The sequence below is a fragment of the Microbacterium sp. MMO-56 genome, from assembly GCF_037146215.1.
In the GTDB taxonomy this organism is placed as follows: Bacteria; Actinomycetota; Actinomycetes; order Actinomycetales; family Microbacteriaceae; genus Microbacterium.
This window is the reverse complement of sequence record NZ_JBBCVW010000007.1, coordinates 154233-177686: the sequence shown is the minus strand read 5'-3', so window position 1 is coordinate 177686 and position 23454 is coordinate 154233. Positions and strand designations below refer to the sequence as shown.

The 23454-nt window shown below is 72.6% G+C and carries 19 protein-coding genes; 9 read left to right on the top strand and 10 right to left on the bottom strand.

Going from position 1 to position 23454, the window contains the following annotated elements; genetic code table 11:
• Nucleotides 1–16: 16 nt before the first annotated feature.
• The gene (locus tag WFI00_RS08785; protein WP_336631629.1) at nt 17–910 is read right to left on the bottom strand and encodes a LysR family transcriptional regulator; all 894 of its coding nucleotides are present in this window, start codon (nt 908–910) and stop codon (nt 17–19) included.
• Nucleotides 911–1040: 130 nt separating this feature from the next.
• On the opposite strand from WFI00_RS08785, the gene alsS reads away from it, so the two are divergent.
• Entirely contained in the window at nt 1041–2843 is a 1803-nt protein-coding gene (alsS, locus tag WFI00_RS08780) for an acetolactate synthase AlsS (protein WP_336631630.1), read from the top strand.
• Nucleotides 2844–2942: 99 nt separating this feature from the next.
• Nucleotides 2943–3674 carry an acetolactate decarboxylase gene (gene budA, locus WFI00_RS08775; protein ID WP_336631631.1) on the top strand — a complete coding sequence of 244 codons (732 nt, stop codon included), beginning with the start codon at nt 2943–2945 and terminating at the stop codon, nt 3672–3674.
• A 57-nt stretch (nt 3675–3731) separates the two neighbouring features.
• On the opposite strand, the gene WFI00_RS08770 is transcribed toward budA, so the two are convergent.
• From WFI00_RS08770 to WFI00_RS08745, 6 genes are all read right to left on the bottom strand, one after another.
• On the bottom strand, nt 3732–7196 hold the full coding sequence (locus tag WFI00_RS08770; protein WP_336631632.1) for an error-prone DNA polymerase: 3465 nt from the start codon (nt 7194–7196) through the stop codon (nt 3732–3734).
• Nucleotides 7196–8815 carry a DNA polymerase Y family protein gene (locus WFI00_RS08765; RefSeq protein ID WP_336631633.1) on the bottom strand — a complete coding sequence of 540 codons (1620 nt, stop codon included), beginning with the start codon at nt 8813–8815 and terminating at the stop codon, nt 7196–7198. The genes WFI00_RS08770 and WFI00_RS08765 overlap by 1 nt, the downstream gene beginning before the upstream one ends.
• Nucleotides 8816–8817: 2 nt before the next feature.
• A complete protein-coding gene (locus tag WFI00_RS08760; protein ID WP_336631634.1) occupies nt 8818–9528 on the bottom strand; it encodes a hypothetical protein in 711 nt (236 codons plus the stop codon).
• A gap of 178 nt (nt 9529–9706) precedes the next feature.
• A complete protein-coding gene (locus WFI00_RS08755) occupies nt 9707–10204 on the bottom strand; it encodes an HNH endonuclease (RefSeq protein ID WP_336631635.1) in 498 nt (165 codons plus the stop codon).
• Nucleotides 10205–10565: 361 nt separating this feature from the next.
• A complete protein-coding gene (locus WFI00_RS08750) occupies nt 10566–11456 on the bottom strand; it encodes a M23 family metallopeptidase (RefSeq protein ID WP_336631636.1) in 891 nt (296 codons plus the stop codon).
• Nucleotides 11457–11714: 258 nt separating this feature from the next.
• Entirely contained in the window at nt 11715–12422 is a 708-nt protein-coding gene (locus WFI00_RS08745) for a metal-dependent transcriptional regulator (protein WP_336631637.1), read from the bottom strand.
• Between the two features lie 128 nt (nt 12423–12550).
• Here WFI00_RS08745 and serC point away from each other — a divergent pair, with 128 nt between their 5' ends.
• The gene (serC, locus tag WFI00_RS08740; RefSeq protein ID WP_336631638.1) at nt 12551–13669 is read left to right on the top strand and encodes a phosphoserine transaminase; all 1119 of its coding nucleotides are present in this window, start codon (nt 12551–12553) and stop codon (nt 13667–13669) included.
• Between the two features lie 73 nt (nt 13670–13742).
• Here the strand turns inward: serC and WFI00_RS08735 are convergent, their stop codons facing one another.
• Both WFI00_RS08735 and WFI00_RS08730 read right to left on the bottom strand, forming a co-directional pair.
• Nucleotides 13743–14453 carry a DUF3027 domain-containing protein gene (locus tag WFI00_RS08735; protein WP_336631639.1) on the bottom strand — a complete coding sequence of 237 codons (711 nt, stop codon included), beginning with the start codon at nt 14451–14453 and terminating at the stop codon, nt 13743–13745.
• Nucleotides 14437–14817 carry a cold-shock protein gene (locus WFI00_RS08730; RefSeq protein WP_336631640.1) on the bottom strand — a complete coding sequence of 127 codons (381 nt, stop codon included), beginning with the start codon at nt 14815–14817 and terminating at the stop codon, nt 14437–14439. The genes WFI00_RS08735 and WFI00_RS08730 overlap by 17 nt, the downstream gene beginning before the upstream one ends.
• A gap of 196 nt (nt 14818–15013) precedes the next feature.
• On the opposite strand from WFI00_RS08730, the gene WFI00_RS08725 reads away from it, so the two are divergent.
• The 3 genes from WFI00_RS08725 (at nt 15014) to WFI00_RS08715 (ending at nt 18829) form a co-directional block, all read left to right on the top strand.
• Nucleotides 15014–15304, top strand: a complete 291-nt coding sequence (locus WFI00_RS08725; RefSeq protein ID WP_336631641.1) for a multidrug ABC transporter ATPase — start codon at nt 15014–15016, stop codon at nt 15302–15304.
• 2 nt (nt 15305–15306) lie between these two features.
• Nucleotides 15307–17100: a helicase-associated domain-containing protein gene (locus WFI00_RS08720; protein ID WP_336631642.1), complete on the top strand. Its 1794-nt coding sequence runs from the start codon at nt 15307–15309 to the stop codon at nt 17098–17100.
• Between the two features lie 76 nt (nt 17101–17176).
• Entirely contained in the window at nt 17177–18829 is a 1653-nt protein-coding gene (locus tag WFI00_RS08715; protein WP_336631643.1) for a DNA repair helicase XPB, read from the top strand.
• Between the two features lie 515 nt (nt 18830–19344).
• On the opposite strand, the gene WFI00_RS08710 is transcribed toward WFI00_RS08715, so the two are convergent.
• Nucleotides 19345–20385 carry a CPBP family intramembrane glutamic endopeptidase gene (locus WFI00_RS08710; RefSeq protein ID WP_336631644.1) on the bottom strand — a complete coding sequence of 347 codons (1041 nt, stop codon included), beginning with the start codon at nt 20383–20385 and terminating at the stop codon, nt 19345–19347.
• Nucleotides 20386–20512: 127 nt separating this feature from the next.
• Here WFI00_RS08710 and WFI00_RS08705 point away from each other — a divergent pair, with 127 nt between their 5' ends.
• The 3 genes from WFI00_RS08705 (at nt 20513) to WFI00_RS08695 (ending at nt 23332) form a co-directional block, all read left to right on the top strand.
• A complete protein-coding gene (locus WFI00_RS08705) occupies nt 20513–21205 on the top strand; it encodes a response regulator transcription factor (protein WP_336631645.1) in 693 nt (230 codons plus the stop codon).
• Nucleotides 21206–21212: 7 nt separating this feature from the next.
• A complete protein-coding gene (locus WFI00_RS08700) occupies nt 21213–22925 on the top strand; it encodes a sensor histidine kinase (protein WP_336631646.1) in 1713 nt (570 codons plus the stop codon).
• Nucleotides 22926–23044: 119 nt separating this feature from the next.
• Nucleotides 23045–23332, top strand: coding sequence for a WXG100 family type VII secretion target (locus WFI00_RS08695; protein WP_336631647.1), 288 nt, complete (start codon nt 23045–23047; stop codon nt 23330–23332).
• Nucleotides 23333–23454: the final 122 nt, after the last annotated feature.

The following is a 23454-nucleotide window of genomic DNA, read 5'->3' as shown; positions in this document are numbered from 1 at the left end:
TGGTGGTGAGCGTCGATCAGGCGGGCGGGAGGAGGTCCGCGCGCACGAGGTCGACCAGCGCCCGTCCCGCCGAGGCGAGGGGGCGTCGCCGCGCCCACGCGAGCGAGAGGTCGAAGGCCGGCACGACGGCATCCATCGGCACGACGCGGGTGCCGGCGACCGGGGCGGCCGCGAATCTCGGCACGAGCGCCAGCCCCAGACCCTGCGGCACGTATTGGGCGGCCGTCGAGATCTCGGCGACCTCGATCAGCACGCGTCGGCTCACCCCCGCGTGGGCGAAGGCGTCGTCGACGATCCGCCGCGAGCCGTAGCCCGGTGGCAGGTCGACGAAGCTCTCGCCCTCGAGATCGTCGAGCGTGACACTCTCGGCCTCCGCCAGCGGGTGGTCTCCGGGGACGACCAGCACGTACGGCGACGAGGCGACGACCTCCCCCTGCAGCGTCGCCGGAAGTCCGTCGACGGCCGTCAGCAGCGCGAGGTCGATCTCGCCGCGTTCGAGCTGGGCGACGAGTCCGGTCGACCCCAGTCCCGTCGCGCGCAGCTGCACGATCACCGACGGATGCCGCGCGTGATACGCCCCCAGCAGCCGCGGCACGTCGACGAGGTCGACGCCGGTCATGAGACCCATCGTGACGGTCCCGCGCAGCTCGGTACCGGCGGCCCCCACGGCGCTCGCCAGGTCGCGCATCCGTTCGAGGACGTCCCGGGAGCGGGCGAGCAGCTCCTCCCCCGCACCCGTCAGGCGGATCTGCCGATGAGAACGGTCGAACAGGTCCACCCCCAACTCGCGCTCGAGCTCGCGCACTGTCGTCGAGACGGCGGACTGCGCGAGCAGCAGCCGATCCGCGGCGCGCGTGAAGCTCATCTCCTGCGCCACGGCGACGAAGACCGACAGGTGACGGACATCCATCCTTCGATCATGCTCCTGCGCGGCGGCCACGTCGAACCGCACCGCGACACCCCGACCCATCGCGGGATCAGATCGGTCGCATCGCGATCGCCGTCTTCCTCCGCCGCACGAGCGGGCGGAGCATGGAGGCATGAGCACGGCACCGGCCTTCCCCACCGTCCTTCCCGCACCGGCCGACGAGGCCGCCACAGCCCCGACCGACGAGGCCGCACCGGCCCTGACCGACGCCTTCGCGGGCCCCCGCACCGTCCGCGCGGCCGATCGCGTGGTCGAGGTGCTGCGCGCCCACGGCGTGCGCTGGGTGTTCGGCGTTCCCGGGGCGAAGATCGACCCCGTCTTCGATGCGCTCGCCGCGGTGCAGGGCGTCTCGGGGGCGCCCCAGCTGATCACCTGCCGCACGGAGCAGAACGCCGTGTTCATGGCCGCCGCGATCGGGCGACTCACCGGCATCCCGGGCGTCGTGCTCGTCACGAGCGGACCCGGAACGGCGAACCTGGCCACGGGGCTGCTGACGGCGACGACCGAGGGCGACCCCGTCGTCGCGATCTGCGGAGCCGTGTCGCGCACGCAGCACCTCAAGCGGACCCACCAGGCGATGGATGCCGTGGGCATGCTGCAGACCGTGACCGTCTCGGCGTGCGAAGTCACCGCAGCCGACAACGTCGCCGAGGCGGTCGTGAACGCGTTCCGCGCCGCGACGCGCGAGCCCCGGGGCGCCGCGGCCGTCGTCCTCCCCTACGACGTGTCGACCGCGACGACCGGCATCGGATTCCGCGACCCGATCGTGCCGGCGATCGCGGGCCCGGCCGCCACGGCATCCGTCGACCGCGCCGCAGATCTGCTGCGTTCGGCACGCTTCCCAGTGATCCTCGCCGGGTCGCGCAGCGGCGCCCCGCGCACCGTGGAGGCGCTGCACGCGCTCCTGCGGGCCACGGGGCTCCCCGTCGTGGAGACCTTCCAGGCCGCGGGCATCGTCTCGCGAGAGCTCGAGCACCACTATCTCGGCCGCGTGGGCTTCGCACGCAACCAGCCCGGCGACGTGCTGCTGCACCACGCCGATCTCGTCCTCACCCTCGGCTACGACCCCGTCGAGTTCGTCCCCGCGGAGTGGAACATCGGCGGCAGCCGGCGCATCGTCCACCTCGACACGATCGCCGCCGACATCGACAACGACTACCGCCCGACCGTGGAACTGGTCGGCGATCTCGCGACGACGCTCGAGGACCTCACCCGCGCGGTGACGGCGGCCGGCGGCATGCCCGAGCCGGACGCCGACACGGCCCGGATCGTCGCCCGCGAGCGGACGCGCCTGGCCGACAACACCGACGTGGGCGACCCGGACCACGACGACGCGTTCGGTCTCGACCCGGTCGCGGTCGTGGCGGGCATCCGCGCCGCCCTTCCCGACGAGGCCAGCGTGCTGTGCGACGTGGGCTCGAACTACCTCTACATGGCGCGGCACTTCCGCACCTACCGGCCGCGCTCGCTGATGTTCTCCAACGGGCAGCAGACGCTCGGCGTCGCCCTTCCCTGGGCGATCGCGGCGAGCCTCGCCGAGGCGGGCGACCCGGTGGTGTCCGTGTCGGGCGACGGCGGATTCCTGTACTCCGCCGTTGAGCTGGAGACCGCCGTGCGGGTCGGGGCGGACTTCACCCACATCGTGTTCAACGACTCCGCCTACGACATGGTCGCCTTCCAGCAGGTCGAGAAGTACGGGCGCACCGCCGCCGTCGAGCTCGGCGCCTACGACGTCGTCGCCTTCGCCGAGTCGTTCGGAGCACACGGCCACCGCGTCACCCGCATCGACGATCTCGTGCCGACGATCGCCGCCGCCCTCGCCGAGCCCGGCCCGTCGGTCATCGACGTCCCCGTCGACTATCGCGACAACCTCCGCCGGCTCGGGGGCGACCTGCTCGCCGACGTGCTGCTCTGACGCGGCGGCCACCGGCCCCGCCCCTGCCAGGCCAGGAACCTGCGAGACCAGAACCCGAACCTCGACCCCGACCCTCACCTCGACCCGAAAGGACCGGACGTGACCCCCGTCCAGCGCCACTCCCTCTTCCAGACGAGCCTCATGGCCGCTCTCCTCGACGGCATCTATGAGGACGACATGACCGTCGACGAGCTGCTCATGCACGGCGACTTCGGCATCGGCACCTTCAACGCCCTCGACGGCGAGATGGTCGTCATCGACGGCGTCGCGTACCGCCTGCGCGGCGACGGCACGGCCTCGGTCGCACCCCTCGATGCGGCGACGCCGTACGCGGTCGTCACCGACTTCGTCCCGACCGTCACCCGCACCTTGCCCCCGGGGGCGACGCGGGCCGAAGCGGGCGCCGCCATCGACGCGATCACGGCGTCGGCGAACTACATGTACGCGCTGCGGATCACGGGCCGCTTCCGCCAGGTGACGGCGCGCACGGTCACCCGTCAGGAGAAGCCGTACCGTCCCATGACGGAGGCGACCGACGACGACGCCGTGCTGCAGTTCGACGACGTGCCCGGCACCATCGTCGCCTTCCGCACCCCGCTGTACGAGCAGGGCATCGGTGTGCCCGGGTGCCACGCGCACTTCATCGACGACGACCACACCCACGGCGGCCACGTGCTCGACTTCACCCTCGAGGAGGGCACCGTCGAGCTGTGTCTGTGCACCGACCTGCACCTGCGCCTGCCTCTGACCGCGGAGTTCCGTGAGGCGGCGCTCTCCCCCGACGACCTCCACGACCAGCTCGCGAAGACGGAGCAGCACGCCGGCCGCTGACCGGGTCGCGGGCCTCGCACCGTCGGCTCGGGGACAGGCCGCCCGTGCGCAGCCCGCTCACTGGAAGTCCCTCGATCGATGACGCACACCGATGCGCAGGTCCTCGAAGGCATCGGCGACGAGGTTCGTCACGCCCTCGGGCGAGCGCTCCAGGATGCCGCGGGCGATGAGCGCGGGTGAGTCGCGCAGCACCCGCCGATACCTGTCCCATACGCCTTTCGAGCAGATGACGTTGACGAGCCCGTGCTCGTCCTCGAGGTTCAGGAAGGTGATGCCGGATGCCGTCGCCGGCCGCTGCCGGTGAGTGACCAGCCCCGCGACCTCGATCCGCCGTCCGACCTCGTGCGCGCGCATCTCGCGGGAGCTGAGGACGCCCCGGGCATCCAGCGGCGCGCGGTAGTGGGCGAGCGGATGGTCGTCGGTCGAGATCCCGGTGGCCCAGAGGTCGGCCGCGAGCACGTCGTACGCCGTCTGATCGGCGAACAGCGGCGGCTGCACGGCGACGAGAGATCCGGGGAGGAACTGCGGCAGATCCTGGGCGGCGTCCCCCGCCAGCCAGATGCCCTCGCGCCGCGTGATGCCCATGCTCTCGAACGCCCCCGCCGTCGAGAGCGCCTCCACCTGGGCGGCGGTGGCGCCTGTGCGACGTACGAGGTCGCGCAGGTCGAGGAAGCGCCCGTCGGCGTCGCGCGTGGCGACGATGCGCTCGGCGAGGGCCGCACCCACCCCGGTGACCGCGGCGAGCCCCAGCCGCACGGCGAACCCGCCGTCGCGCCGGTGGGCGGCGGACTCGTCGGGGGCGGCGGCGTCGAACGGGGCGACCGGAGGCTGACGGGGATGCGCGCACGAGGGTCGCCCCGTGGGCCCGGTGGCACCTGTGGCATCCGCGACATCCGAGACGCCGGCGGCATCCGTGGCCTCCGCCGTCACCGGCTCGAGCCCGGCATCCACCCCGGACGCGTGGATGTCGGGGCGCCGGACGACCGCCCCGTGACGCCGCGCATCGGCGGTGAGGGTAGCCGGAGAGTAGAACCCCATCGGCTGCGCGCGCAGCAGGGCCGCGAGGAACGCCGCGGGATAGTGCAGCTTGAGCCACGACGACGCGTAGACGAGCAGGGCGAACGAGAGGGAGTGGCTCTCGGCGAAGCCGAAGTTCGCGAACGCCTGGATCTTCGCGTAGATGTCGTCGGCGACCTCTCCGACCAGCCCGTTGCGGGCCATCCCCGCGTAGAGCTTGGCCTTGACCGACTCGATCCGCTCGATCCCGCGCTTGGACCCCATCGCCCGGCGGAGCACGTCGGCGTCCTCGCCGGTGAGGTCCCCCACGGCCATGCCCATCTGCATGAGCTGCTCCTGGAAGATCGGGATCCCGAGCGTGCGCTCCAGCACCGGGATCAGCTTGTCGTGCACGTAGGTCACGGTCTCGCCCTGCACCTTGCGCCGGACGTACGGGTGCACCGCGCCGCCCTGGATCGGCCCCGGGCGGATCAGGGCGATCTCGATCACCAGGTCGTAGAACCGCCGCGGCTGCAGACGCGGCAGCAGACCCATCTGCGCGCGCGACTCGACCTGGAACACCCCGATCGAATCCGCCCGGCACAGCATGTCGTAGACGGCCGCCTCCTCCTTGGGGATCGTCTCGAGCGTCCACCGCTCCCCCGTCGAGGCGGCGATGAGGTCGAAGCAGTACTGCAACGCGGCGAGCATCCCGAGCCCCAGCAGGTCGAACTTCACGAGCCCCATCCAGGCGGCGTCGTCCTTGTCCCACTGGATGACGGTGCGCTTGTCCATGCGGGCGTGCTCGATGGGCACGACCTCGCCGACGGGGCGCTCGGTGAGCACCATGCCGCCGGAATGGATGCCCAGGTGCCGCGGCGCCTTCATGAGCGCTCCCGCGTACTCCAGCACCCGGTCGGGGATGTCGTGGCTGCCCGGCACCGGACCGTCCCAGCGCTCGACCTGCTTCGACCAGGCATCCTGCTGCCCGGGAGAGTGCCCGAGCGCCTTCGCCATGTCGCGCACCGCGTTCTTCGGCCGGTACTGGATGACGTTCGCGACCTGCGCGGCGCGGTCGCGCCCGTAGGTGTCGAACACCCACTGGATGATCTCCTCGCGCCGGTCGGAGTCGAAGTCGACGTCGATGTCGGGCTCCTCCTCGCGCATCGCGGAGAGGAAGCGCTCGAACGGCAGGTTGTAGAAGATCGAGTCGATCGCGGTGATGTTCAGCAGGTAGCAGACGGCGCTGTTGGCCGCGGAACCCCGCCCCTGGCACAGGATGCCCCGGCGCCGCGCCTCGGCGACGATGCCGTGGACGATGAGGAAGTACCCCGGGAAGTCTTTCTGCTCGATGACGCCGAGCTCCTTCTCGATGCGGGCCCGGCCGTCGTCGTCGAGATCGGGGTACTTCTGCGGCACGGCGTCCCACACGAGGTGCCGCAGCCACGACATCGGCGTGTGCCCCTCCGGGACGGGCAGCTTCGGCAGCGCCGGCTTCGCGCGCCGGAGGGGGAAGGCGAGCTCGTCGGCGAGGACGACGGTGCGCGCCACGGCACCCGGGTAGCGGCGGAAGCGACGCTCCATCTCGGCCCCGGAGCGCAGATGCGCGCTCGCGTGCGAGGGCAGCCATCCGTCGAGCTCGTCGAGGCCCCGGTTCGCGCGGACGGCGGCGATCGCCGCGGCCAGATGCACCCGCTCGGGCGCCGCGTAGTGGACGTTGTTGGTCGCGACGACCGGCAGACCCCGCTCCGCGGCGAGCGCGGCGAGCACGTCGTTGTCCCTCGTGTCGGCCGGTCCGCCGTGGTCGATGAGCTCGACGTTCACGGCGTCCGCGCCGAACAGTCCCACGAGCCGGTCGAGCGCGCGGCCCGCGGCGACCGCTCCCCCGGCCGCGAGCGCTCGTCGCACGGCGCCCTTGCGACACCCGGTGAGGATCGCCCAGTGCCCCTCCGCTCGTTCGGCGAGCGCGGCGAGGTCGTAGCGGGGGCGTCCCTTCTCACCGCCGGCGAGCTGGGCGTGCGTGATCGCCGCGGCGAGGCGGTGGTATCCCTCCTCCCCGCGGGCGAGGACGAGCAGGTGCTCGGCGTCGGGATCGGCGGCGCCGGAGCGGGCGGGCGCGGCGCCGGCGAGGGGCGCGACGCCGGCGAGGGCCGCGTCGGGCGCGCGCGCGAGCGAGAGCTCGGCGCCGTAGACGGTGGCCAGCGCGAGATGCTCGGCCGCCTCGGCGAAGCGGACGATCCCGTAGAAGCCGTCGTGGTCGGTGACGGCGAGGGCATGCAGCCCCAGGCGCTCGGCCTCCTCGGCGAGCTCCTCGGGCGAGGAGGCGCCGTCGAGGAACGAGTACGACGAGTGGGCGTGCAGCTCGGCGTAGGGCACCGCGTCGTCGGGGCGCTCGATCTTCGGAGCCCGGTACGGGCCGCGCTTGCGCGAGAACGCCGGGCCGTCACCGCCGTCGGGCTCCGCGGAGCGGCTGCTGAGCAGGCGTTCCATCTCCGACCAGGGCACCGACGGATTGTTGAACCCCATCAGTCGTACACCCCCTCCGCCTGCCAGGCGCCGTCCTCGCATACGAGCAGCCACGCGCCCTGCGTGTGGTCGACGATCTGGAAGCGGTGCGCCCACCGCGCCCGCTCGGGATCCCACCCGCGCTCGATGACGGGCCAGGGCCCCGCCCAATGCCGGATGCCGCGGCGCTGCCCTGGCCCGGAGGCGCCCGGCGTCACGAGCCACACCGGCTCGGCGGTCACCTCGCCCCGGGCGTCCACGGCGACCATGTCCCCGTCGCCGTCGAGCACGGCGACGCTCAGCGCCCGGGGGAAGACGCTCGCCGGAAGAGGCCCCGGCAGCGACCCCGGCCACGGCCGGTCGGCCGCGGCGTCGTCCGCACGGGCATCCCCCCAGGGCATCCACTGCTGCCGCTCCGCGAGCCAGCGCCCGCCGCCGATCTCGGGCATCAGGACGCCCCGGTGCCCGAGCATGGCCTGCACCCGCGACAGGGCGTGGTGCACGCGCTCCTCCGGCCCCGATCCGAACAGGCGCGCGGTGTGGTGGGCGGCGGCATCCACGCCCTCCGGCTCGATCCGCACGCTCGTGACGGCGCTGCGGAGCCCTCCGGCGGGGCGGCCGGGGCCGCGACCCGCGGCCGGAGCCTGCTCGGCGAGCTGCCAGCGCACCCGGTCGACGATCGTCCCCGCGTCGAAGGCGCCCGGGTGCAGCCACACGCGGTCGCTGCGATCGCCGTGCTCCCCGGTCAGCACGACACGCAGCTCCGTGCAGACGAGCCCCTGGGCGCCCAGACGCACCGTGAACTCCTCCGCGGGGATCCGCAGGCCGAACGCGATCTGATCGGCCAGCGCGACGGGCGGCTCGAACACGACCTCCCGGTGCAGCTCCGGCGGCGGCACGCGTGCCGTCACGCGCCGGGGGTCGCTCCCCGTGACGAGGGCGTGCAGGCGCGTGCCCCTCGCCCCGAAGCGCTCCGTCAGCCGGTCGACGCCGAGCTCGGCGACCTCGCCCAGTCGTTGGACCCCGAGCCGGGCGAACAGGCCCGAGATCCCCGGGGTCTCGCCGTCCAGCACCGCGACCGACAGCGGTGCCAGGAAAGACGCCGCGGACCCCTCGGGGACGATGCGCACCGGGTCGGCGGCGGTCGTCCCGACGCGCGCCGCCTGCTCCGCGGTGAACGCTCCGTCGCCGACGCCCACCCGCACGTCGTCCACGCCGAGCGCCGCCACGACCCCGGAGAGCACGGTGGCCGCGGCCGCCTCCCCGCCGTAGTAGCGCGCCGGGCCCTTGGCCTGCAGGGCGCACAGCCCCGGGTGGATCAGCTGCACTCCGGGGGCCGTCTCTTCGACGGCCGCGATCAGAGGGGCGAACGCCCGGTGGTCGCGCACCGGGTCGTCCGCCACCACGACGAGGTGCGGACAGCGCGCCTGGGCGTCCCGGCGGCGCTGGCCGCGCCGGACCCCCTCGGCCCGGGCGGCCGGGGAGCAGGCGACGACCGCGCCCTTCGCGAAGACGGCGATCGCCTCGGCGGGGTCGAGCGGGTCATCGCCGTCGCGCGCGAGCGCCACGATGGGCCAGTCCGGCACCCACAGGACGAGGCTCCGAGGCGGCGCGTCGGACGCCGAGGGTCGGGGATCCATGCTCACACCGCCCGGGCCAGGGGAACCGGGCCGCCCGCGGGGATGCGGCGGGGCGAGGCATCCGCGACGGAGCCGCCGGCATCGGGCAGCAGCACCCGTGCGGTCCGCGGCGACGGGAAGCGACGACTGGTCACGGTGACGGTGAGCTCGCGCTCCGCGAGGAGGCCCCATCCGTCGCCGAGGCCCGTCCAGGACGGATCGCCGACGTCGATCATGGCCTCGGTCTGCGGCCAGGTGCCCTGCACGAGCAGCACCGTGTCGCGCTCGCGCATGCGGGCGGCGAGCCGGGCGATGTCGCCGTCCTTGGCGCGGGCGGGCGGGCGCACCGCCACGACGGGCAGCACGTCGGCGATGGTGGAGGTCACGGCGAGCCAGCGCTCCCCCGGATCGGGCACCAGGACCAGCCGCGACAGGTCGACCCCGGCGGCGCGGGCGGCCTCGGCGCCCAGGTGCGGCATACCGACGGCGGCGCACCACGAGCCCTCTTGCGAGGGGCGGGCGAACAGGGAGAACAGGAGCGACGACGATCGCCCGAGCGCGTACGCGGCCCCCGGGCGCAGGCCGCCGCCGGGCAGGAGCGCGGCGAGGGCGGGCGGAACGGGCAGCACGGGTGCATCGACGCGACGCCCCTGCATCTGCGCGAGCTGCGCGCGCAGGGAGCTCACGGTGCCTGCGACATCCGCAACGGCGACGTTCCCCACGATCGACCTCACTTCAACAGATTAGGACTTTCGTTCTAATGTCTCAATCCGTTGAGATCGAAGATAACCTCGCCCTCCGACACGCACCCCGACCCGCGAGACCGCCCGGATGTCACGCTTCACGCCCGAAAAGCGCGCGTTCGTGCGGTCTCGCACCCGAGGCGTCACGCCCCGGGACGTCAGCGGCGGGTCAGGCGGCGAGGGAGAGGTAGGGCTCCCAGGCGGGGTCGGAGCGCTCCGTGCCGCGCACGGTCCACTGGGTGCCCCGCGGAGGCTGCGGCACCCACCGCAGCTCCCAGTTCATCTCCTGCGGCGTGCGGTCGCCCTTCACGTTGTTACAGCGCAGGCACGCGGCGACGAGGTTCTCCCACGAATCCGCCCCGCCGCGCGAGCGCGGCAGCACGTGGTCGATCGTGGTCGCCCCCTTGCCGCAGTAGGCGCAGCGGTGCCCGTCCCGGCGCAGCACCCCCCGACGGGTGACCGGCACCCGACGGCCACCGGGGACCCGCACATAGCGGGTCAGCACGATGACGGCCGGACGATCGACCTGACCGCGGACGCCCCAGACGGGGCTCTCATCGATCCGTTCGATGACGGTGGCCTTCTCGTTCATGACGAGCACGAGCGCTCGCTTGAACGACACGACGGCCAGGGGTTCGTATCCGGCATTGAGTACCAGGGTGCGCATGCGATTGTCCTCTCGAACGGCCGTGACGGCTTCAGCGGCCTCTTCGGTGCGACATCGCAGGGGTCGAGCAGGATCCGGGCACGAAAAAAGGCGCTGTCATGAAGACAGCGCCTTGATCTCACCGCGGACACCGCGGCAGTCGTGCACCCGATGCCGAAGGACGTAGCGACCGGAGGTGTTCCGGCAGAGGGCATCCATGGTGCGGATGCGGTCTCCTGCTGTGTCCATCGACTCCCCCTCGGCTTCTGCGAGCGTCGGGTTCAGAGTAATACAGCAGGGAGAAGCCGAGGCGAAAACCCGGTGAACGGATGCCGCGTGTCGCCGGGCCCACAGCGGGCGGGCACCGGCGACGCGAGACGCGTCAGCGGACGTTCGCCGCCAGGAAGTCCTCGGCGTAGATCCACGAGCCGTTGACGTAGATCTCCAGGTGCAGGTGCGTGCCGAAAGCCCGACCGGTGTCGCTGACCTGGCCGATGAGCTGGCCGGCCCGGACGGTCTCGCCCACGGTCACGCGGCGCGAGCCGTAGAGCATGTGCGCGTACAGGGAGGTGACGCTCTGGCCGCCGATGTTGTGCGCGATCTTGATGTAGACGCCCCAGCCCGGGCCGTCCTCGTCGGAGGAGACGACGACGCCGTCGGCGATCGCATAGATCGGGGTGCCCCGGCCGACCATGTAGTCGGTGCCCTTGTGGCCGGCGTACGGCTCTCCGAAGTGGTCGAAGTACGGGAGCGGACGGACCACGGACCCGGCGGGGGCGATCGCGTCGGCGAGCGAGCCCGAGTAGGACGACCCGGACCCGGAGCTCGAGGCGGCGGCGGCGATGCGGGCGGCCGCGGCGGCCTTCGCGGCCTCCTCGTCCTTCTTGGCCTGGATCTCCTCCGGCGTCGTCGCCGAGTAGGAGCCGCGCGCGAGGGCCGCGGGGCTCGCCTCCGAGGCGACGACCAGCGACTGTGCGTTGTCGGCCGCCACCTGCTGCATCGTGGTCACCGCAGCCTCGGCGGGCACGGTGCCGGCGGCGGTGACCGCCGCGGGCACGGCCACGGTCGCGACCAGACCGGCCACGGCGGCGACGGTGAGGAAGCTGCGCATCGGGTGCGGCTTGCCGGCGGCGCGGCGCTGAGCGCGCGTCTGACGGGTGGGGGCCATCGCCGCGGAGCGGGGCGTCACGAGGCGTCGTGCACGGCTCCGCAGAGCGATCTTCGTCGGCTCGGACTCGGGTGTCTCGGGCGACGGGTCGAACGTTTCAGCCAATTGTCCTCCGGCGCCTCCGCGCAGGTCCCCTCGGGAGGGAGATGCACTGGCTCGTCGGCACTCGGTGTCGGGCACAGATGTACGGGCTTCACCACGCGAACGACGAACCGGTGAGGCAATCCGAGCGGCGGTCCGTGGCGGGCTTCTCGCCACTGGGACTTTTCGAGGCTACCGGAAGGTAACGAATATGTCACGCACAGCTCGACGCACCCAGGCGTCTCTCACCGGACGTCCAGGAACGGGATGCCGCACGCGGCGTCAGACGCGCGGCGCCGCGTCCACGAGGAAGATGTGCGAGGCGACCTCGACGGGCAGCTCGAGCCCCTCGTCGGCGCCGTCCATCTGCACCAGGACGTAGCCCTCGTTGAACCGGAAGTCGCCGGCGGCGCCGGGGACGACGCCCGCGTCGCGCAGCTGCGTCAGCAGCTCCGGGTCGACCTGGACCGGCTCGGCGAGGCGGCGCACGGTCGCCGTCAGCGGTCCGCCCGTCTCGTTCAGCTGTCGGACGAGCCCGACGACGCCGTCGTCGAACGTGTGCGCGGGGGCATCCCCCAGCTGGTCGAGCCCCGGGATCGGGTTGCCGTAGGGCGACTCGGTCGGATGCCCGAGCAGCTCGATCAGACGGCGCTCGACGAGCTCGCTCATGACGTGCTCCCAGCGGCAGGCCTCGTCGTGCACGTACGCCCAGTCGAGGCCGATGACATCGCTCAGCAGACGCTCGGCGAGACGGTGCTTGCGCATGACGTCGACCGCCTTCTGCCGCCCGGCCTCGGTCAAAGCCAGCGACCGGTCATCCGTCACGACGACCAGACCGTCGCGCTCCATCCGTCCGACCGTCTGCGACACCGTCGGACCGGAGTGGCCGAGGCGCTCGGAGATGCGCGCGCGCAGGGGCACGATGCCCTCTTCCTCGAGTTCGAGGACGGTGCGCAGGTACATCTCGGTGGTGTCGATCAGATCGGTCATGTCAGCCTCGGTGCGCCGGTGGGGGATGAGCGTCCAGCCTATCCGTTCGAGCCCCCTCGAGACGCGCCCGCGGGGTTTGACCCGGCCCCGGCACGGGACGCGCCGCCCCGCCGCCCTAGAATCAGGGCATGGCCCACGTGACCCTTCCCCGCGAGATCCTGCCCACCGACGGCCGTTTCGGCTGTGGACCGTCGAAGGTCCGTCCCGAGCAGCTGTCGGCGCTCGCCGGCCCCGGCTCGGTGCTGATGGGCACCTCGCACCGGCAGGCCCCGATCAAGAACCTGGTCGGACAGGTCCGCATGGGCCTCAGCGACCTGCTGCGCCTGCCTGACGGCTACGAGATCATCACCGGCAACGGCGGCGCGTCGGCGTTCTGGGACGCCGCCGCCTTCGGTCTGATCGAGCGTCGCGCGCAGAACCTCGTGTTCGGCGAGTTCGGCGGCAAGTTCGCGGCCGCGGCCGCCGCCCCCTGGCTCGAGGCGCCCGATGTGCGCACGTCCGCTCCGGGCACGAGCACCGTCGCCGAGGTCGTCGAGGGCGTGGACGTCTACGCATGGCCCCACAACGAGACCTCGACCGGCGTCGCGGCACCGGTCACCCGCGTCCGCGGCGACGAGGGCGCCCTGACCGTCATCGACGCGACGAGCGCCGCGGGCGGCATCAACCTGCGCATCTCCGAGGCGGACGTCTACTACTTCTCGCCGCAGAAGAACCTCGGCTCCGACGGCGGTCTGTGGTTCGCCGCGGTCTCCCCCGCCGCGATCGAGCGGATCGAGCGGATCGCCGCCTCGGACCGCTACATCCCGGAGTTCCTGAGCCTGAAGAACGCGCTGGACAACTCGCGCCTCAACCAGACCCTGAACACCCCGGCGGTCGCGACGTTGTTCCTCCTCGACAAGCAGCTCGAGTGGATCAACCGGCACGGCGGACTCGGGTGGGCGTCCTCCCGCACGGCGGAGTCCTCCTCCGTGCTCTACGACTGGGCCGAGTCCGTGCCGTACGCGACGCCGTTCGTCGCCGACCCGGCCGACCGCTCGCCGGTCGTCGTCACGATCGACTTCGACGAGACGGTGGATGCCGCGGCCGTCGCCGCCAGCCTGCGCTCGAACGACATCGTCGACACCGAGCCGTACCGCAAGCTCGGCCGCAACCAGCTGCGCGTCGCGACGTTCGTGTCGATCGACCCCGACGACGTGCGTCAGCTCGTCAAGTGCATCGAGTACACGATCGACCACCAGCGCGGCTGATCACCCGCCGGATCGGGAGCGCCGGCCGTGCCGGGCGCTCCCGATCCAGGGCGTCGATCCGGGACGTCGGGGGTCAGTCCTCGGCGTTGCGGTCGGAGGCGTCTGCTGCGACGTCGCCGTCCGAACCGCGCTCGGGTGCGTCGTTGAGATCGTCGTCGTCGAGGCCCTCGTCGTCCTCGTCTTCGTCGTCGTCAGCGTCGTCGTCGTCAGCGTCGAGGTCGTCGCTCTCGTCCTCGAGACCCTCGGGAGCGTCGTCCTCGTCCTCGTCGTCCGCCGACTCGTCGAGCACGTCGATGTCGACGCCGTCGACGTCGCCCGCATGCAGGATCGGCGATCCGTCCTCGTCGAAGTCCGCCGCATCCAGATCGTCGAGGTCGTCGATCTCGTCCCGGTCATCCTCGTCCGCGTCGTCGAGATCCTCGCCGTCCTCGTCCAAGGCGTCGGCCTCGTCGGCCGCGAGGGCGGCCTGCGCCGCCTGATAGTCGGCCAGACGCACCGCCCACGGCACCCACTCGGGGGCCAGCAGAGCGCCCTCGCCCGGCAGCAGTTCGGCCTCGAGCACGGTCGGTTCGGCGCCCTCGACGGCGGCGAGGCTCACCGTCCAGAACCAGCCCGGGTAGCCCTCCATCGTCGTGGCGAAGCGTAGCGAGACGACGCCGTCGTCCTCGAGCGTGTAGCCGGCGGGTGCGCCGACCGTGGCGGCCGGCGTGATCTCGTGCAGCGCCGCGAGGGCGAGGTCGTGGGCCTCGAGCAGACGCGCGTCGGCGTCAGGCGTCGAGGTCATCGGCCACCTTGCGCAGGATCGCCGCGACCTTGGAGGCCTGGCCACCGTTCGGGTAGTGGCCGCGACGGAGGTCGCCGCCCACCTTGTCGAGGAGCTTCACGACGTCCTCGACGATGATCGCCATGTCGTCCGGCTTCGGGCGGTTGCGCTTGGCGAGACTGACGGGAGCGTCGAGCACCCGCACGGCGAGCGCCTGCAGCCCGCGCTTGCCGTCGGCGACGCCGAACTCCAGACGCGTCCCGGTCTTCACGACCGTCCCCGCCGGAAGGGCCGTGGCGTGCAGGAAGACGTCCTGGCCGTCATCGGTGGTGATGAAGCCGAAACCCTTCTCGTCGTCGTAGAACCTGACCTTGCCGGTGGGCATCTGAACCTCGCTGATCGTGCCCGCGGGCGGGCGCCATGAAAGAAGGGCCGGATGGCCCGATACCAGCCTACGCCACGCCCCGCCGGGACCATCGGGCGCCACGCCTGGCCGCGGTGTCCGCCGTCCGACGGACGAGGCACATCCCCCGCCCGCCGTCGTCGGCACGTCTGCCGTCCGACGCAGTAGGCTGTCACCGATGTCGCCCACCACTCCTCGCACCCCGGATCGATCCGCCGACCTTCCGGTGCGCCGCATCGACCGGATCCTGGCGTTCATGTCCCTGGGTCTGCTCGTCCTGTCGGTGCTGTGCTTCGTGGCGATCATGATCGGCTCGGCCACGGGGATGAAGCACGACGACTTCGCGGCGGGAGTCTGGCCCGCGGTGGGGACAACGGTGTACATCGCACCGATCGTGGCGTTCCTGCTGCTCGTGACGGTCCTCATCATGACCTTCGTCCGGAAGGCGCAGGCCGGCAAGCGCCGCTGACCGTGGCCGCCTCGGACGCCCGCACGCTCGCGCACCGGCTCGCCGCCCGCGACGACGCGGAGCTGGCCGCCCTCTTCGCCGCGCGACGCATCCCGCCGTCCGCCCGCTGGGACGACGCGTTCGACGCTGCCGAGGACCTGCTCGACCCGGCGTCCGTCGCACGCGCACTGGTCGACCTGACCGCCCGCGAGGCGGAGACGCTCGCCGCGGCCGTCGACGCGGGCGCCGCGCCCGAGGGCTCCGAGCGCGATGCCCTCGTCGCGCTCGGACTGCTCGACGACGACGGACGCCCGTGGGAGGCGACCGCCGAGGCGCTGCGCGCCGCCGTGGAGGCCGCGGCGCAGGGCACCGCGGTCGAGGCTGCGGCGCACGGCACCGCGCAGTCCTCCACCGATGGGCTGCCCGACGCCGAGAACACCCTCGCCGCCGTCGACGGCTCGGCTCCCGGCGACCGGGACGCGGTCGAGGCGGAGCGCGCGTTCACGGCATCCGCCTCGCTCGCCGACATCCTGCAGGCCGCCCTCGTCGCACCCCTGGGCAGGATCGGCGCCGGCACGCTCGGCGCGGTCGACCGGCGGCGGCTCGTGGAGGGCGGGGCTGTTCCGGATGCCGATGCCGCCGAGGACCTCGTCGAGATCGCCGGAGTCGCGGGGCTCCTCGCCGCCGAGGAGCGCGCGTGGCTCGTCACCGAGAGCGGCATCGCCTGGCTGGGGACGAGCACCCGGGAGCGGTGGGTCGGCGTCGCCCGCCGCCTCATCGACACGCTGCCGCGCGCCCTGCGGGGCCCGTCGGGCGGATGGATCCCGCTCCGCGACTGGCCGACGGCGCATCCCTTCGATCCCGCCTGGCCCGCGCGCGCCGCGCGGATCGCGGAGCTCCTGCGCCGGTGGGCGATCCTGGACGCCGCGGGCGGCACCCCCTCATGGACTCTCGACGCGCAGACCGGCGGCGAGATCGACGCGGATGCCCTCGCCCGCCACCTGCCGCCGGAGGTCGACAAGGTCTTCCTGCAGAACGATCTCACCGCGATCGCCCCCGGTTCGCTCGCCCCGCACCTGGACATGCGGCTGCGCGGCATGGCGCGGCGGGAGTCGCGGGCGCAGGCCTCGTCGTACCGGTTCACCGCCGAGTCGCTGGCCGACGCGCTCACCGCGGGCGAGACGGCGGAGTCCCTGGGCGCGTTCCTCGCCGAGGTGTCGCTCACCGGCGTGCCCCAGCCCCTCGCGTACGAGATCGAGCGCACCGCGGCACGCCACGGCGCGCTGCGCGTCGGCCCCGACGGAGCGGGCCTCACGCGCATCACGAGCGAGGACGAGGCGCTCCTGCGCACGATCGCGGTCGACCAGGCGCTGCGGCCGCTCGGACTCGTGCCGGAGGGGGGCGCGCTGGTCACCCGGTCGAGCCCCGACACGGCGTTCTGGATGATCGCGGACGCCCGGTATCCGATCGTCGCCGTCGACGCCGACGGGAGACGTCGCGCCCTGGCCCGCCACCGCCTCGCCCGGGGCACCTCCTCGGACGCGCCGCCCACCGAGGTCTACGCAGAGCTCCTCTCGCGAGTGCGCGCGGGGCAGACCGGCGACGCCGACGCGGCGTGGCTCGAACGGGAGCTGGAGCAGGCCGTCAAGGCCCGCGCGACGATCGTGGTCGCCGTGCGGCTGCCCGACGGCGTGGAACGCGAGTTCACGATCGAGGCGACGGGCCTCGGCGGCGGACGGCTGCGGGGGCGCGATCGCCACGTCGACGTGGAGCGTACCCTCCCGGTCGCGAGCATCACGCGCGTGACCGCGCCCTGACCCGTCGTCACCCGGGACGGTCGCACCCGGCGCCCGCGGCGCCCCGCGCACCGTCCCACCGGTAGACTGGATCGCTATGGCTGACGGTCCCCTCACCGGTCCCCTGATCGTGCAGAGCGATCGGACGGTGCTGCTCGAAGTGGCGCATCCCGACGCCGAGAGCGCCCGGCACGAGCTGGCGGTCTTCGCCGAACTCGAGCGCGCCCCCGAGCACATCCACACCTATCGGATCACGCGCCTCGGCCTGTGGAACGCCCGCGCGGCGGGTCATACCGCCGACGACATGCTCTCGACGCTCGACCGGTGGTCGCGCTTCCCCGTGCCGGCATCCGTCTCGATCGACATCCGCGAGACGGTGAACCGCTACGGGCGGCTCGTCATCGAGCGCGACGAGGAGGGCACGCTGATCCTCCGGGCCACCGACACGGCCGTGCTCGCCGAGGTCGCCAAGAACAAGCGCATCCAGCCGCTGCTGACCGGGCATCCCTCGCCCGGCGTCTTCACGGTGGATGCCTGGGCGCGCGGCCACATCAAGCAGGAGCTCCTCAAGGTCGGCTGGCCCGCCGAGGACCACGCCGGCTACACCCCCGGCACTCCGCACGAGATCGAGCTCGCGGAGGACGGCTGGACGCTCCGGCCGTACCAGCGCAAGGCCGTCGACACCTTCAGCGAGGGCGGCTCGGGGGTCGTCGTGCTCCCCTGCGGCGCGGGGAAGACCCTCGTCGGCGCCGCGGCGATGGCCGACACGAAGACGACGACGCTCATCCTCGTGACGAACACCGTGAGCGCCCGGCAGTGGCGCGACGAGCTGCTCAAGCGCACCTCGCTCACGCCGGAGGAGATCGGCGAGTACTCCGGCCAGGCCAAGGAGGTCAAGCCGGTCACGATCGCGACGTACCAGATCCTGACCGCGAAGCGGAAGGGCGAGTACGCGCACCTGGCGCTGCTGGATGCCCTCGACTGGGGCCTCGTCGTGTACGACGAGGTGCACCTGCTGCCCGCGCCGGTCTTCAAGCTCACCGCCGACCTGCAGGCGCGCCGCCGGCTCGGGCTCACCGCGACCCTCGTGCGCGAGGACGGTCGCGAGGGCGACGTCTTCAGCCTCATCGGGCCCAAGCGCTTCGACGCGCCGTGGAAGGAGATCGAGGCGCAGGGCTTCATCTCCCCCGCCGTCTGCTACGAGGTCCGCATCGACCTGCCGCCGGATGACCGCATGGAGTACGCCGCCGCGGCCGACGACGAGCGGTACCGCCTCGCCGCCACCGCGCACGCGAAGATCGACGTCGTCCGCGGGCTCGTCGCCCGGCATGCCGGCGAGCAGATCCTCGTCATCGGCCAGTACCTCGACCAGATCGACGTGATCGCCGAGGCACTGGACGCCCCGCAGATCACCGGGGCGACCCCCGTCGACGAGCGCGAGGAGCTCTACGGCGCGTTCCGCGAGGGCCGCATCCCCGTGCTCGTGGTCTCGAAGGTCGCCAACTTCTCGATCGACCTGCCCGAGGCATCCGTCGCGATCCAGGTGTCCGGATCGTTCGGTTCGCGCCAGGAGGAGGCCCAGCGCCTCGGACGCCTCCTGCGCCCGAAGACGAGCGGCCACACGGCGAGCTTCTACACCCTGATCGCCCGCGACACGGTCGATCAGGACTTCGCGCAGAACCGCCAGCGGTTCCTCGCCGAGCAGGGCTACAGCTACACGATCCTCGACGCCGACGGCATCGCCGCCTGACCCGCCGCCGGTGGCCTCACCGTCGGCGGTCGCCCGCCCCGGCGAGACCCCGCCCGCGCGTCACCGTCGCGTCGAGACCCACCCCGCACGTCGAAACCCACGGCGACGCCGGCGGTCTCGACGCGCACACGCGGTCTCGCCACAACCCGACGCGCACACGCGGTCTCGCCACCCCGGCGCACCCGCCGCGTACCCGCCGCGTACCGCGCACCCCGTCGAGACCCACCCCACACGTCGAAACCCGCCCCACGCGTCGAAACCCACGCCGACGCCGGCGGTCTCGACGCGCACACGCGGTCTCGCCACAACCCGACGCGCACACGCGGTCTCGCCACAACCCGACGCGCACACGCGGTCTCGCCACCCCGGCCGCCCGCCGCGTACCGTCGCGCCCGCCGAGGCCGACGTCACCCCGTCGAGACCCACCCCGCGCGTCGAAACCCACGCCGACGCCGGCGGTCTCGATGCGCACACGCGGTCTCGCCACCACCCGACGCGCGGACGCGGTCTCGCCGTCAGCCGACCGCCGGAGCCGGCGCCGGGGCGGGGGGCCAGACCGGCGGGGGCAGCGGGACGGGCGCGGGCGGCGGGGTGAGGATCAGGGTGCGGGGCAGCGGGCGACGCCGCATCAGCCACTCGACGAGGGCGGTGTACCCGCCGATCAGCAGGAACGACCAGACGAAGCTCACCCAGTCCGTCGAGCTCGCGACCGGGTTCGCCCCCGTGACGATCCCGAGCAGGAACGCGCTCAGGTTGTTGACCACGTGCAGCGCGATCGCGGCTTCCAGGCCCCCGGTGCGCCAGGTCAGCCACCCGGCGGCGACGGCGAACAGGCCCACGCCGAGCTGCCCCATCAGGTCGTACATGTGCCCGAGCACGAACAGCGGCACGGGGAGGAGGATCGCCCAGGCGGGATGCCGCAGCCACCGCCCGATGGCCTGCATGAGGTATCCGCGGAAGACGTACTCCTCCGCCGCGGACTGCACCGGCACCAGCAGCAGGACCAGCACGAGAGAGACCGCCCAGAGCGGATCCGGGCCGGCGGCGGGCGCTCCCCCGTCCTGCGGGATGAGCATCGATACGGCGCTGAGCACGATCGACAGCCCGGCCGCGGCGGCGCCGCAGCGCAGCATCCACCCCCACCGCAGGCGCCCGGCGGCGGAGGATGCGAGACCGAGGCGGGGCCCGTTGACGATGCGCGAGGCCAGGAGGTAGCACGGCAGCATGACCGCCACGGTGCCCAGCAGCAGCGTGAGCATGATCGGGTCCGAGGGGTCGATGACCATGTCCTCGCCGAACTCCATCAGCCGCTGCGTGACCGTGTCGCCGCCGAGCGCCGAGGCGACGATGACCACGATGATCACGGCCACCAGGATCACGGTGTAGAAGGCGACGCCGAGAGCGCCCACCGCCAGCGGCGTCCACCATCCGCGCCGGCGCCGGGCGAACAGCAGCCGGTGGAAGGCGAGGCCGCCCGAGGTGGCGTCGGGGGGCAGCGCGGCCGCGCGCGGCGGCACCGGGAGCGGTGTCGGAGGAAGCGGTGCGGGATGCGTCATGCCTCCATCTTGACCGATCGGTGCGGCGGACCCGGCCGCCGTGCCGCCGGATCGGATGCTCCGGCGCACCGACCTCGCCGCCGCGGATATCCAGCCAACGGATCGATTCGGGTGCCAGTATGGGGGTATGACGGCACCGCGCATCCTCGTAGTGGACGATGAACCCAACATCCGCGACCTGCTGGTGACGAGCCTGCGCTTCGCCGGCTACCAGGTCCGCGCCGTCGCCAACGGCGCCCAGACGATCTCCGCGGTGCTCGAGGAAGAGCCCGATCTGATCATCCTCGACGTGATGCTGCCGGACATGAACGGCTTCAGCGTCACCAAGCGACTCCGGGGCGCGGGCTACACGGCTCCGATCCTGTTCCTCACCGCGAAGGACGAGACCGAAGACAAGATCGAGGGCCTCAACGCCGGCGGCGACGACTACGTGACCAAGCCCTTCTCCCTCGACGAGATCGTCGCGCGACTGCAGGCGATCCTCCGCCGCACGATGCAGGCTGACGAGGAGTCCACGATCCGCGCGGGAGAGCTCACGATGGATCAGGACACGCACGACGTGCTCGTCGGCGACGTCTCCATCGACCTCTCGCCCACCGAGTTCAAGCTCCTGCGCTACCTGATGCTCAACCCGAACCGGGTGCTCAGCAAGGCGCAGATCCTCGACCACGTGTGGGAGTACGACTTCAACGGCGACGCCGGCATCGTCGAGAGCTACATCTCCTACCTGCGTCGCAAGATCGATCCGTACTCGTCCGAGCCGCTGATCCAGACCAAGCGCGGCTTCGGCTACATGCTGAAGGCCGGCAAGACCACCTGAGCCCGCCATGCCAGCCGTCCGGGCCGCGCACGCGAAGAAGAACGACCGCATCACGGCGTGGTGGCGCGGGCTGAGCCTGCGCACCAAGGTGACCGGCGTCACCGTCGCGGTCCTCGCCGTCGGGCTCGTCGCCGCGGGGTTCGGCACCGGGGTGTTCCTCCGCAACGCGCAGGTCACCGCGCTCGACCAGTCGCTGCAGCAGATGGTCACCACCGACATGACGAGCCTGCTCATGGACGTCGACGTCGAGGACGACCGGCTCATCCTCACCCCGAGCGAGAAGAACCCGCCGACGCAGTTCCTCGTCGCCGTGTACGCCCCCGACGGCACGCTCGTCGGCTCGGCGAGCAGCATCTCCGGCGCGCAGCCGGACTTCCCCGCGACGCACTCGCTCGAAGAGACCGTCATGACCGGCATCGAGCCGTTCGGGCTGACCTCCGCCGACGGCACGCGCACCTTCCACGCGAGCGTGGACATCCTCGCCCTGCCGGGACTGCGCGACAACTACACGCAGCTCGTCGCGGTGCCGCTGTCGGGGGTGAACCAGACGGTCGCCAACTACGTCGGCATCTACTCGTTCCTGGCCCTACTCACGATCATCGCGGGCGCCCTGGCCACCCGGTGGCTGGTCACGCTCGCCTTCCGCAGCCTCGGGCAGGTCGAGCAGACGGCGATGTCGATCGCGGCCGGTGACTTCAGCCAGCGGATGGACGACATCTCGCCGCGCACCGAGGTCGGCCGGCTGACGACGGCCATCAACGCCATGCTCGACCGCATCGACCAGGCGCTCGGGCAGCGCGACGCGACCGTGCAGCAGATGCGGCGCTTCATCGGCGACGCGAGCCACGAGCTGCGCACTCCCCTCGTGACCGTGCGCGGCTATGCCGAGCTCTACCGCATGGGCGCCATCTCCGGTGACGAGCAGACCGCGCAGTCGATGGAGCGGATCGAGAAGGAGGCCATCCGCATGGGCGGCCTGGTCGAAGACCTGCTCGCCCTCGCCCGGCTCGACGAGCGGCGCGACATCGTCGTCGCCGCCGTGGACCTGCGCCCCATCGCCCGCGACGCCGCGCTCGACGCGCGGGCGGCGTCACCCGAGCGGGACGTGACGGTGCGGGATGCCACGCCGACGCCGACCGCGTCGCTGCCGCTGCCCGGATCGACCGCGGCCACCGCCACGGTCGCCCGGCGCGGCGGGATCGCCCGTTCGCTGCTGCGACGCCGGCCCAAGACCGGCGAGGCGACCGCCGAGGCCGATGCGACACCCGCACCCGTCGAGCGGACGATCGCCCCGGTCGTCCTGGGCGACGACAACCGCATCCGGCAGGTCGTCGCGAATCTTCTGGGCAATGCGCGCCGCTACTCCCCCGCGGGGTCCCCCATCGAGCTGGCGACCGGCGTCGACGAGGTGGCCGGTATGGGATGGATCGCCGTGATCGACCACGGCGAGGGCATCCCCGAGCAGCTGCGCGAGAAGATCTTCCAGCGATTCTGGCGTGCGGACACCTCTCGTACACGCGAGACGGGCGGGTCGGGACTCGGGCTGTCGATCGTGGCGTCCGTCGTGGACGCCCTGCACGGGTCCATCGAGGTCACCGAGACGCCGGGCGGCGGCGCGACCTTCCGGGTGTCGTTCCCCCTCGCGCAGGAGCGGGATGCCGCGGAGCACCTGCTCATCGAGACGCAGCCGCTGCGGCGGATCCCCTCCGCCGAGCTCTGAGCGCCGGCCCCTCCCCACACGCCCGATCCGGCGCTCCTTCCCCGGAACGGGGTCACGGGCCCCGGGCGACACGGCCCCGGCCCGTACCGTGGCGGCATCCGATCCGAAGGGAGCCCGCCATGGCCCAGTTCTCCGTCGACTCCGACCAGGTGATGAGCGCCACCGCGTCCATCCGCGCCACCGCCGACCGTCTGCAGGGCGAGACCGCCGCGATGATGGGGCAGCTCACCCAGCTGCAGGGATCGTGGACCGGCTCCGCCGCCGTCGCCTTCCAGTCCGTCGTCGATCGATGGCGCGGAGCGCAGCGCGAGCTGGAGGCGGCCCTCGGCGACATCGGCACGGCGCTCGCCCACGTCGGCACCCAGTACGCCCAGACCGAGATCGCCGCCGCCGGACTGTTCCGCTGAGACGCGGAAGGGTCGGCCCCGCACCGGCTGCGCCGCATGCAAAAGGACCCCTCCCGGAGGAGGGGCCGCATGCAGAAGGGCCCCTCCCGGAGGAGGGGCCCTTCTGTCAGAGGTTTCCGGGT

What these genes read in the sequence shown, in the direction of transcription:
- WFI00_RS08785 (WP_336631629.1), bottom strand. Translation starts at nt 910, where the DNA reads ATGGATGTCCGTCACCTGTCGGTCTTCGTCGCCGTGGCGCAGGAGATG.
- alsS (WP_336631630.1), top strand. Translation starts at nt 1,041, where the DNA reads ATGAGCACGGCACCGGCCTTCCCCACCGTCCTTCCCGCACCGGCCGAC.
- WFI00_RS08770 (WP_336631632.1), bottom strand. Translation starts at nt 7,196, where the DNA reads ATGGGGTTCAACAATCCGTCGGTGCCCTGGTCGGAGATGGAACGCCTG.
- WFI00_RS08765 (WP_336631633.1), bottom strand. Translation starts at nt 8,815, where the DNA reads ATGGATCCCCGACCCTCGGCGTCCGACGCGCCGCCTCGGAGCCTCGTC.
- WFI00_RS08755 (WP_336631635.1), bottom strand. Translation starts at nt 10,204, where the DNA reads ATGCGCACCCTGGTACTCAATGCCGGATACGAACCCCTGGCCGTCGTG.
- WFI00_RS08745 (WP_336631637.1), bottom strand. Translation starts at nt 12,422, where the DNA reads ATGACCGATCTGATCGACACCACCGAGATGTACCTGCGCACCGTCCTC.
- serC (WP_336631638.1), top strand. Translation starts at nt 12,551, where the DNA reads ATGGCCCACGTGACCCTTCCCCGCGAGATCCTGCCCACCGACGGCCGT.
- WFI00_RS08735 (WP_336631639.1), bottom strand. Translation starts at nt 14,453, where the DNA reads ATGACCTCGACGCCTGACGCCGACGCGCGTCTGCTCGAGGCCCACGAC.
- WFI00_RS08730 (WP_336631640.1), bottom strand. Translation starts at nt 14,817, where the DNA reads ATGCCCACCGGCAAGGTCAGGTTCTACGACGACGAGAAGGGTTTCGGC.
- WFI00_RS08725 (WP_336631641.1), top strand. Translation starts at nt 15,014, where the DNA reads ATGTCGCCCACCACTCCTCGCACCCCGGATCGATCCGCCGACCTTCCG.
- WFI00_RS08715 (WP_336631643.1), top strand. Translation starts at nt 17,177, where the DNA reads ATGGCTGACGGTCCCCTCACCGGTCCCCTGATCGTGCAGAGCGATCGG.
- WFI00_RS08710 (WP_336631644.1), bottom strand. Translation starts at nt 20,385, where the DNA reads ATGACGCATCCCGCACCGCTTCCTCCGACACCGCTCCCGGTGCCGCCG.
- WFI00_RS08705 (WP_336631645.1), top strand. Translation starts at nt 20,513, where the DNA reads ATGACGGCACCGCGCATCCTCGTAGTGGACGATGAACCCAACATCCGC.
- WFI00_RS08700 (WP_336631646.1), top strand. Translation starts at nt 21,213, where the DNA reads ATGCCAGCCGTCCGGGCCGCGCACGCGAAGAAGAACGACCGCATCACG.
- WFI00_RS08695 (WP_336631647.1), top strand. Translation starts at nt 23,045, where the DNA reads ATGGCCCAGTTCTCCGTCGACTCCGACCAGGTGATGAGCGCCACCGCG.